3 protein-coding genes are annotated in these 2,490 nt (G+C 41.3%); 2 read left to right on the forward strand and 1 reads right to left on the reverse strand.

Features of this window, described 5'->3' with window-relative positions; genetic code table 11:
* On the reverse strand, nt 1–680 hold a 680-nt coding region (locus GYA54_02285; protein NMC51535.1), incomplete at its 3' end, for a HAMP domain-containing histidine kinase.
* A gap of 80 nt (nt 681–760) precedes the next feature.
* Between GYA54_02285 and GYA54_02290 the strand changes: the two genes are divergently transcribed.
* Both GYA54_02290 and GYA54_02295 read left to right on the forward strand, forming a co-directional pair.
* Entirely contained in the window at nt 761–1,132 is a 372-nt protein-coding gene (locus tag GYA54_02290) for a response regulator transcription factor (protein ID NMC51536.1), read from the forward strand.
* Entirely contained in the window at nt 1,129–2,280 is a 1,152-nt protein-coding gene (locus tag GYA54_02295) for a glycosyltransferase family 4 protein (protein ID NMC51537.1), read from the forward strand. Before GYA54_02290 ends, GYA54_02295 begins: the two co-directional genes overlap by 4 nt.
* The last annotated feature ends 210 nt before the right edge of the window (nt 2,281–2,490 follow it).

Raw genomic sequence — 2,490 nt, forward strand, 5'->3', positions numbered from 1 at the left:
ACAGCATTGGTCAAAAGATTCTCTATCACCATGCTGATCCTTTTTGGGTCAACAAAAAGAAGTGGCACCTCGCTCTCATTCCTCAGGCTAACCTTAATATTTTTCTTGTCAGCCAAAGGCTGATTTTCTCTTATAATATTGCCAGTCAACTCCACCAAATTAGTTTTTTCCGGATGTATCTGTATCCGGCCGCTCTCTACTCTGGAGATATCCAACAAATCATTTACCAAACGAATCATCCGCTGGTTTGAATCGCTGATTATCCTGAGGTGGCTTATTTGCTCGGCTGTCAGATTGGCCTGCTTTTCCGGCTTGGACAAAAACTCTGTATACCACTTAATAATAGACAAGGGGGTCCGAAGCTGGTGTGAAGCGATGGAAACAAACTCTGTCTTCATCTGATTGGCCGCCGAGAGCTGCTCGACTGTTTTTATGGCCATACCGCCGACAAGTATCGTGATCCCCGCCACCAAAGATACACTGCCAATCACAATAATCGGATCATTGTACTCTTGAGCTACAAAATAAGTACCAATCATCGCTGTCATAGTCAAAATACCCATGCACACAAACAAAAAAGATGGGTTTTCCCAAAATTTTGGCTTGTCCACCTCAGACGACAGGCGATCTGGCGATGGCAAACCAGCTTCTTCTATCTTTAAATTCTTTTCATCTGGCATAACTTAATTTATTATAGCATATTTTATTTTTTAACCAAAAAATGATATATTACAATCATACCAATGATATCCCAAACCTTATGAACAAAAAAATTCTCATTATTGAGGACGAAACAGCCCTGCTTTATGCCCTGCAGTCCCAATTGAGTGTTGAGGGTTTTAAAACCATGACTGCTGCCGATGGCGAAGTCGCTCTTTCCCTTATTCTCAAAGAAAAACCTGACTTGATAGTGATGGATATTATCCTCCCAAAAATTGATGGCTGGACGCTTCTAAAAAAAATAAAAAGCAACAAAATAACCAAAAATATTCCGGTTATTATTATTTCCAATCTCTCTGATGAACCCAGCCGCACCAAGGGCCTAGATCTCGGTGCCAAAGATTACTTGGCCAAAATTGATTATAGTATCGCTGAACTAGTCAAAAAAATAAAAGAGTCCTCTACACTATGAAGGTGTTAATGATTTCCACTGACCTGGCTCTTTTGGGAGAAAATACCAGTACCGGCGATGCTGTTACCAGACATCGCGCTTATGGCAATTTTGTAGAAAAATTGTCTATTTTAGTTTTCACAAAAAACAAAAACTACCAGCCTTCCGCCTTGTCACCAAATGTCTCTGCCTATCCCACCAATTCATACTCTTTTTTGTTTTTTATAAAAAACGCTGTTGCTCTGGCCAAAGAATTGTTTTCTCTGGACAAATACGATTTGATAGTCTGCCAAGATCCATTTCTGACAGGCCTCACAGGCTATCTCCTAAAGAAAAAATATAACGCCCGACTTCTTGTTGATTTTCATGGCGATTTTTGGAAAAATCACTATTGGCTCTGGGAAAAAATCTGGCGGCTCCCCCTACTTGCTTTAAGCAAAATTGTTGTGAAAAAAGCTGACGCCCTTCGCACGGTCTCTGGCGGCATAAAGAAAAAAATAATCCAGTCCGGATTTAAAAAAATACCCATTAAGGTCCTGCCTACGCCGGTAAATCTGGAGCACTTCAAAACTCCTGATTTGCAGACGGCATCAAGTATCAGACAGGTATATCCTGACAAAAAAATTATTCTCTGGACTGGCCGGATGACCCCAGAAAAAAATCTCCCTTTTCTTGTGTCTTGTTTCAAAAAAATAATCAATAATTACCCAAATGTTGTCTTGTTATTGATCGGCGACGGACCGGAAAAAAATAAAATTACTCAACAAATAAAATCAATGGCCCTGGATCCTTCCGTCAAACTTTTGGGGCAAATAAACTACACCCAATTACTCAATTATTTTCACGCTGCTGATATTTTTGTTCTGCCGTCACGACACGAGAGCTTTGGCAAAGTGCTCTTGGAAGCTGGGGCCAGCGGCAAACCATCTGTTGCCTCGGCCACTACCGGCACCAAGGAAATCATTATTGAAGGAGAGACTGGCTTCCTTTTCCCTGTCAATAAAACCAAAAAATTTGTTGAGAAGACCCTTGTCCTGCTCAATGATGAAAATCTCGCTCACCGCATAGGCGCCAATGCCTATCAGCATATCTGGACAAAATATAACTACGAAACTAGCGTCAAAAACATCACCGCCTATTGGCAAAAAATCGCCAACAATAAAAATTAACTCCCCCCAATATGCAGCTGCAGACATCGAGGCTCCTGCCCAAAACAGGTTTGCCCAACCCAAAAACACCCAACGCGCCGAAAAAATTAAATGCACAAACCCCCGATCGCTCTAATTCTTTAAAGAATCTCTACAGCTCACCCCCCAAAAAAGGACTTTTCACAGCCTTTAAAGACTGGGGTATCTCTAGTAGCGGCCAAAAAAATCCCA

It is taken from the genome of Candidatus Kuenenbacteria bacterium (assembly GCA_012797775.1).
Taxonomy (GTDB): Bacteria; Patescibacteriota; Patescibacteriia; order UBA2196; family GWA2-42-15; genus JAAZMX01.